This is a genomic window from Microbacterium sp. NPDC055910, assembly GCF_042271185.1.
Taxonomy (GTDB): Bacteria; Actinomycetota; Actinomycetes; order Actinomycetales; family Microbacteriaceae; genus Microbacterium.
In genome coordinates this window covers 1-7,569 of record NZ_JBHJZS010000057.1, presented here as the reverse complement: position 1 = coordinate 7,569, position 7,569 = coordinate 1, and the positions used below count along the sequence as shown (strand labels likewise).

The 7,569-nt window shown below is 71.2% G+C and carries 7 protein-coding genes; 4 read left to right on the top strand and 3 right to left on the bottom strand.

Features of this window, described 5'->3' with window-relative positions:
- Nucleotides 1-31: 31 nt before the first annotated feature.
- A complete protein-coding gene (locus ACFC3F_RS14740) occupies nucleotides 32-433 on the bottom strand; it encodes a hypothetical protein (RefSeq protein ID WP_376131369.1) in 402 nt (133 codons plus the stop codon).
- A gap of 102 nt (nucleotides 434-535) precedes the next feature.
- Nucleotides 536-1,672 carry a phosphotransferase gene (locus ACFC3F_RS14735; RefSeq protein ID WP_376131366.1) on the bottom strand — a complete coding sequence of 379 codons (1,137 nt, stop codon included), beginning with the start codon at nucleotides 1,670-1,672 and terminating at the stop codon, nucleotides 536-538.
- A gap of 91 nt (nucleotides 1,673-1,763) precedes the next feature.
- Here ACFC3F_RS14735 and ACFC3F_RS14730 point away from each other — a divergent pair, with 91 nt between their 5' ends.
- Genes ACFC3F_RS14730 through ACFC3F_RS14720 form a run of 3 tightly spaced genes read left to right on the top strand, consistent with a single transcriptional unit; the run spans nucleotide 1,764 to nucleotide 5,450 of the window.
- Nucleotides 1,764-3,284, top strand: coding sequence for a sensor histidine kinase (locus ACFC3F_RS14730; protein ID WP_376131363.1), 1,521 nt, complete (start codon nucleotides 1,764-1,766; stop codon nucleotides 3,282-3,284).
- A 1-nt stretch (nucleotide 3,285) separates the two neighbouring features.
- The gene (locus ACFC3F_RS14725) at nucleotides 3,286-3,942 is read left to right on the top strand and encodes a response regulator transcription factor (RefSeq protein ID WP_376131360.1); all 657 of its coding nucleotides are present in this window, start codon (nucleotides 3,286-3,288) and stop codon (nucleotides 3,940-3,942) included.
- A 50-nt stretch (nucleotides 3,943-3,992) separates the two neighbouring features.
- Entirely contained in the window at nucleotides 3,993-5,450 is a 1,458-nt protein-coding gene (locus ACFC3F_RS14720; protein WP_376131357.1) for a lipase maturation factor family protein, read from the top strand.
- 2 nt (nucleotides 5,451-5,452) lie between these two features.
- Here the strand turns inward: ACFC3F_RS14720 and ACFC3F_RS14715 are convergent, their stop codons facing one another.
- Nucleotides 5,453-6,946, bottom strand: a complete 1,494-nt coding sequence (locus tag ACFC3F_RS14715; RefSeq protein WP_376131354.1) for an MFS transporter — start codon at nucleotides 6,944-6,946, stop codon at nucleotides 5,453-5,455.
- Nucleotides 6,947-6,986: 40 nt separating this feature from the next.
- Between ACFC3F_RS14715 and ACFC3F_RS14710 the strand changes: the two genes are divergently transcribed.
- Complete coding sequence (locus tag ACFC3F_RS14710) at nucleotides 6,987-7,544, top strand: nucleoside phosphorylase (RefSeq protein WP_376131351.1); 558 nt, start codon at nucleotides 6,987-6,989, stop codon at nucleotides 7,542-7,544.
- Nucleotides 7,545-7,569: the final 25 nt, after the last annotated feature.

Genomic DNA, 7,569 nt, shown 5'->3' with positions numbered 1-7,569 from the left:
CCCGAGGAGGCGCCGCCCGTCGATCCAGACGTCAGTCCGAGCCGGCCGAAGCGACCGATGCCGGCGACGGCGGGGAATCCGGCGAAGGGACCGATGCCGGCGACGGCGGCGAGTCCACCGGTGCGGGAGCCGGGGCGGGGGCCACGGGCGACGGCGCGCTGACGACCGAGACGGGCGAGGGGCGGCTGGGGGCCGAGTTCACCGACGGGGTCGAGATGACCGAAGCGGACGTGTCCGTCGCGCGCATCTTCACGGTGTCGCGGTCGAGCACGTCACCCGACGAGCCGACGACGGGCCCGCCGGGGACGACCGAGCCGTCACCCGTGCGCAGGTCCATGTTGGCCGCCGTCGCGGCGGCGGCTCCACCCACGAGCGAGAGGCCCAGGGCGCCGGCGACACCGTACGTGATCCACTTCTTCTTCTTGTTCATCATGTCTCTCTTCCTTTCGGTCCGGCGGGGGGTCGGACCCCGCCGGGGCATCTCCAGTCTGCAAGGCCGGGGTAAGCGGCCTCGAAGCCGGACATGAGACGCCTCTTACGTTGCGCCGAGCGCCTCCGCATCGCCTCGAGAAACGGATGCCGCAACCCGCAGCATCCGCTCTGCACGGTCGTCGTCGCCGGCCTCGGCCGCCCCGAGCGCGTGACCGAGCAGGTGCGTCGCCGCGCGGGCGCGCAGCGCGGGCCCGTCCCACCGCTCGAACCCGTGACGGGCGAGCTCCCACACGCGCGCGTCGCGCGGAGCCGGGGTGAGGAGCGCGCTGGCCACGGCGTGCGCGAGGAACGCCGCCGTGTCGTCGCTCGCGGCTCCCTCCCCCGCCGTGTCGACGTCGATGACGCCCGTCACGACGTCGCCCTCGCCGAGGAAGAGCTGTCCGAAGTGCAGGTCTCCGTGGATGACCGTCAGCGCTTCATCGGGCCACATCTCGCGCGCGCGCCCGGCGATGTCGGCGGCGCTCGCGGCCTGCGCGTCGGGCAGCACGGCGTGCAGGCGCTCGTCGTACCAGTCCAGGCGGCGGTCGAGTCGCGTGCGCGCGGGCTGACGCAGCGGCGCGGCCGCGAAGCGGGCCCGCAGGTCGTCGACGGCGTCGAGCAGCGTCACGGGCGACCACGCGGCATCCGGGGCGGGGGTGCCGTGCGCGGCGTCCCACACGATGACGCCGTCTTCGGACCAGCCGCGCACGGCGGGCACGGGGATCCCCGCCGCCGCGAGCACCGTGTGCGCCTCGACGATCGCCGCGATGCGGCTCGGGGGCACGGCCTTGACCCACGCGGGCCCCTCCGTCGTCGGGATCCGCAGCACGCCCCGCCGCCCCGCGCGATAGACGACGAGCTCGGGCAGACCCGTCGCCGCGATCCCGAGCCGGGCGAGCAGCGATTCGGCGGCGTGCGCGAACGCGACGGCGGCGAACGCCGGCAGGTGCGGATCCGCGGGATGCACCCACACCCGCACGTCCGGATCGTCCAGGCTGCCGGCGACCATGCCCGTCTCGCGCGCGACGGCGCGGCGCGACGTGTCGACGAAGTAGGTCACCGTCTCGTCGTCGACCGCGACGTCGAAGCCCGCGACCGCTCCTCGCCCGAGCGGCTCACGGCTCAGCAGCGTGACGCGCGCGTCGGGAGCGAGGTCGAGCGCGTCGACGAGCAGCGCGCGCTCGGGAGGGTCGATGTCCATCCCTCGATCCCAGCACGGGTGCGGCCGCAACGGGATGAGATCTCTCTTACACTGGCGCCCGCCGCTCGTGCCGCACGCGATACTGAACAGCATGGGTGAGGGCGGATCGCGGGGGTCCCTGCTCCGTGTGCCCGTCGTCTCGGTGCGCACGCGGCTCATCGCCGTGATGACCCTCGTGGCGGCGATCGGCCTGCTCTCGGTCGGCTTCGTGGTTTATCTCGAAGAGCGCGAGCGCATCCTGAGCCAGATCGACGAGCTGCTCGCCGCCAACCTCGAGTCCGCGCGGTTCCTCGTCGAGCAGGGTGCGGACGACTCCGGCACGTGGGACTCCGCCGAGCAGGCGCTCACGACCATCGTGCAGCGCACGGCACCCGATGACAACACGGGCGTCATCGGTCTCGTCGACGGCGCCCCGGCGCTCGTGCCCGGGATCAGTCTCGACGTCGATCTGCAGAGCGCGCCCGGCTTCGTGCCGCACATCCTGAAGACGGCGCCCGAGTCCGAACCGGTGATCGGCACCTACACGGGCGACGATGTCGCGTGGCGCTACCTCGCGGTGCCCGTGACGATCGACGGGGATGCCACGGCGACGGCCGGTTTCGTCATCGCGTACGACATCGACGCCGAGCTCGCCGAGATCAACAGCGCCGCGCGGGTGTTCCTCATCGCGTCGCTGGTGACCCTCGTCGTCATCGCCGTCGTCGGCGTGCTCGTCACGACGCGGCTGCTGCGACCGCTGCGGCAGATGCGCGAGACGGCCGAGCGCGTGTCGGCCCAGTCGCTGACCGAGCGGCTGCCGATCGTCGGCCGTGACGACGTGTCCGAGCTCGCGCAGACGATGAACGACATGCTCGACCGGCTCGACGAGGCGCTCGACTCGCAGCGGCGCCTGCTGAGCGATGTCGGGCACGAGTTGAAGACCCCCATCACGATCGTGCGCGGCCACCTCGAGGTCGTCGATCCCGACGATGCATCCGACGTGCGCGCGACGCGCGACCTCGTCGTCGACGAACTGGAGCGCATGAGCCGCCTCGTGCAGGACCTCGCCGCCGACGCGGCACTGCACGGGCCGTCGCCCGTGCGCCTGGCACCGACGGACGCCGCCGATCTCGTGCAGCAGATCCTGCGCAAGGCGCAGGGCATCGAGGGCAGCGACGTGATCGCCGGCGACATCGCCCAGGTCGTCACAGCTCTGGATGCCGCGCGCGTGACGCAGGCGGTGCTGCAGCTCGCCCAGAACGCCGTCACCCACGGTGGCGGGCGGATGGAGATCGCGAGCCGCGTCGCCGGCGACGCCCTCGAGATCTCGGTGCGCGACCACGGCCCGGGCGTCGCCGACGACGCGAAGCCGCACGTGTTCGACCGCTTCCACCGCGGCGCGGACGCGCATGAGCGCTCGGGCAGCGGTCTGGGTCTTCACATCGTGCAGGTCATCGCCCGCGCGCACGGCGGATCGGTGCGCGTCGCCGACGCCGCGGGGGGCGGCGCCCGGTTCGTCATCTCGCTGCCCCTCGTGCGTGCCGCCGCCGCGGCGCACGGGCCCATCCCGCCGCGCCCGCCGCTTCCACCGCGACCCGCGACGCTCCCACCCGCTGTCGACGAAGAGGACTGACGTGGCATCCATTCTGATCGCCGATGACGAATCGCGGATCTCGGGCTTCATCGACAAGGGGCTCCGCGCCGCGGGCTTCGCGACCCGCGTCGCACCGACGGGTCCGCAGGCGCTCGACCTCGCGCTCAGCGGCGAGTTCGATCTGCTCGTGCTCGACGTCAACCTGCCCGGCATGGACGGCTTCGAGGTGCTCGAGAACATCCGCGGCTCGGGGTCGACGATGCCTGTCATCATGCTCACGGCGCGCGTCGAGCTCGCCGATACGGTCGCCGGGCTCGAGGGCGGTGCCGACGACTACCTCGGCAAGCCCTTCCGCTTCGACGAGCTCGTCGCGCGGATCCGCCTGCGCATGCGCCGGGATTCCGCCGGCGCATCGATCGATCTCTCGCACCGCGACCTCGTCCTCGACGTGCGGACCCGGCTCGCGCACGTCGGCGGCGCGGCCGTCGAGCTCTCGGCCCGCGAGTTCGCGCTCGCGGAAGAGCTCGTGCGCAACGCCGGCCAGGTGCTCAGCCGCGAGCAGCTGCTCAGCCGCGTGTGGGGATTCGACTTCGACCCCGGCTCGAACGTCGTCGACGTCTACGTCGGGTACTTGCGGCAGAAGCTCGGGTCGGATCGCATCGAGACGGTCCGAGGGGTCGGCTACCGACTCGTCTGACCCCTGTCCAGCCCTCGTGTCCCGCGGCACGAGGGGCCGATCATGGACCGATGGACGGGTTCGCGGCGGTGGACTTCGAGTTCGCGCGGCAGGTGCTGCAGCGGGGCATCGCCGCGCTGTACCTCGTCGCCTTCGTCTCGACGCTGAATCAGTTCCGCCCGCTGCTGGGCGAGCGCGGCCTGCTGCCCGCACCCGAGCTGCTGGAGTGGGCGCGGTCCTCACCGCGCGGAGCGCGCCTGCTGCGCCCGACGATCTTCCGGCGGTGGCGGTACACGGATCGGCGTCTGGTCGCCCTGTGCACGGTGTGCCTCGTGATCGCGGCGGCGCTCGTGTGCGGCATCCCGCAATGGGGGCCGCCCTGGGTGCCGATGGTGTGCTTCCTCGCGCTGTGGATCGGGTACATGTCGATCGTCAGCATCGGGCAGACCTTCTACGGCTTCGGCTGGGAGATGCTGCTGCTCGAAGCGGGGTTCCTCGCGGCCTTCCTCGGCTCGGATTCCCAGCCGCCGCCCGTCGTCGTCATCGTCCTGTTCTGGTGGCTGCTGTTCCGTCTCGAGTTCGGGGCGGGGCTCATCAAGATCCGCGGAGGGCGGGAGTGGCGCGACCTCACGGCGCTGACCTACCACCACGAGACGCAGCCCATGCCCGGGCCGCTCAGCCGCCAGGCCCACCTCCTCCCCCGCTGGTTCCACAAACTCGAGGTCGTCGGCAACCACATCGCCCAGCTCGTCGTGCCGTGGCTGCTCTTCACGCCGATCCTCGGCCTGTGGATCGATGCGGCCTGTCCTGCCGTCGTCGGCGCCGTGGCGGGGTGCATCGTCATCGTGACTCAGCTGTGGCTCGTCGCGACGGGCAATTTCGCCTGGCTGAACTGGGCCACGATCGTCATCGCGTTCACGGCGATCGGGCTGCCGACCAGCGCGCGTGCGGTGACGGACGCTCCCTGGCTGATCGACGGGATGCCGCTGGTCTGGCTCGTCACGACGTGCACCGTCGGGGCGCTCTACGTCGTGATCAGCTGGCCGGCCGTGCGCAACCTCGCCGCGTCGCGGCAGCTCATGAACGCAAGCTTCAACCGCTGGCAGCTCGCCAACGCGTACGGCGCCTTCGGCACCGTGACCACGACGCGCATCGAATACGTCGTCGAGGGCACGCTCGACGGCGTCGACTGGCGCGAGTACGCCTTCAAGGGCAAGCCGCAGGACCTGCGCCGCGTGCCGCCGTGGGTCGCGCCGTACCATCTGCGGCTCGACTGGCTGATGTGGTTCCTGCCGCTGGGCAGGTCGCTCGAGGACTGGTTCGCGGTGTTCCTCGTGCGGCTGCTCGAAGCCGACGAGTCGACGCTGCGACTTCTCGCGCGCGATCCCTTCGCCGGCGCACGGCCCCGCTCCGTGCGGGTCGTGGCGTATCGGTACCGCTTCACGACACGGGCCGAGTTCCGGGTCTCCCGCGAGCGCTGGCGACGAGATCAGCGCCGGACGGTGGTCGATCCGATCGCGCTCGGCTGAGCTCAGTGCCGCGCGCGGCCGCCTCTGCCGGCGCGGCGGCGGTCGGTGAGATCGAGGATCGAGACGAGGAACGCCAGGCCCAGGAACACCGCGATCGAGATCATGGCGTACGCGTAGGCATCCTGGTAGACCACGAGGTCATCGTGCATCCCGGTCTCGCGGTAGATCGTCGCGTAGAAGAGCGACAGGGCGACGGCCATGCCGACCGCCGTGCCGATGCGCTGGCCGAGCTGTCCGACCGAGCCGGCCACGCCACCCTGCGACACGGGCACATCGGCGAGCGTGAGCGTCTGGTTGGGCGCGATCACGAATCCGCCGCCGGCACCGCCGACGATCATGACGGCCGCCATGATGTACGGCGTCCAGAGCGGGTCGGCGAACAGGGCCGTGAGCACGAGACCGCCCGCGCTCACGAGCATCGCGATGAGCCCCCACAGCACGATCGGCCGGCCGAACCGGTTGACGAGGTTGCCGCCGATCCACGACGTCACGGCGCTCGCGAGCGCGAAGCCGATCGACACCATGCCGGCGTACACCGGTTCGACCCCGAGCCCCAACTGCAGGAAGAGCGTCGTCGTGAGGAACATGGCCGGCATCGCCGTGAAGTACGCCGTCTGCAGCAGCGTCCCGTTGCGATAGGACGCGATGCCGAACAGCGGCAGCGGCACGAGCGGCGTACCGCCCTTCGCGGAGTAGCGGCGTTCCCACGCGATGAAGGCGGCCGTGAACAGCACGAAGCCGACGAGCAGCCACCAGCGGGCCGGGTCGTCCTCGGGGGCGCCCGTCGTGAAGAGGAACGGCCACATGAAGCAGATGACGGATGCCGCGAACAGCACGAGGCCGACGGGATCGAGCCGCACGCTCCTGGCCGAACGGGTTCGCGTGGCCGGCAGCATCCACAACACGAGCGCGATCGCGATGAGGCAGAGCGGCACGTTCATCCAGAACGTGAGCCGCCAGCCGTCCTCGGGACCGCCGATCGCGATCAGCAAGCCGCCGAGGGTCGGGCCGAAGGCCGTCGCGAGACCGATCGTCGCGCCGAAGAGGCCGAAGGCGCGGCCGCGCTCCTTGCCCTGGAAGAGCTCTTGCGCCATGCCCAGCACCTGCGGCATCTGGATGCCGGCGGCGACGCCCTGCGCGAGTCTGGCGATGAGCAGGATCGTCGCGTTCGGCGCGAGCGCGCACATGATGCTCGTCAGGGTGTACAGCGAGAGTCCGATGACGAAGAGCATGCGGCGCGAGCGCTGATCGCCGAGCCGGCCGAACGGCACGAGCGCGAGTCCGAACGTGAGCACGAAGCCCGAGACGACGAGCTGCAACTCGGTGGAGTTGGCGTCGAGGACCTCGCCGATCGACGGGAGTGCGACGTTGACCTTCGTCAGGTCGAGGATCGTGATCGCGGCGACCGAGACGCAGATCCAGAACGCGCGCCAGCGGGCCGCGGAGGACAGCGGGATCGAGGCCGTCGCGGGCTGCGACGGGGAGGGAGTCGACATCGCGTCCAGGCTAGTCGCCCGTACGGGGGACAATGGACGGGTGAAACTCCTCGTCGCGGCGCTGGACGCCGAACTCGTCGCCTTTCCCGCTGAGCTCCCCGGCTTCGACCGGCTCGTGACCGGACCGGGCAAGATGATGGCGACCTTCGCCCTGACGCGTGCGCTCGATGCGAACGACTACGACGAGATCGTCGTGGTCGGCACGGCGGGTGCGATCGATCCGCGCCTCGAGTCGACCGTGTACGAGGTGACCGCGGCCGTGCAGCACGATGTCGCGAGCTTCGACGGCATCGTCGGCGAACACGTCTCGCTCCCCGCGCGCGTCGACCTCGGCCGCGACGGCCTCACGATCGCGACCGGCGACTCGTTCGTCGACGACGCCGTCGCCCTCGAGTCGATCCGGCCCCTCGGAGCGAGCCTCGTCGACATGGAGGTGTACGCCTACATCTGGGTCGCGCAGCAGTTCGGTGTGCCCATCCGCGTGCTGAAGTCGGTGTCCGACCGAGCGCAGGACGATGCCCGCACCGACTGGCGCGAGACGGTCGCCGCCTGCAGCGTGCAGCTGCGCGACCTCATCCGCGCCGAGTACGGCGTCTGACCCTGTCGTGGGGTCAGTCGCCGTA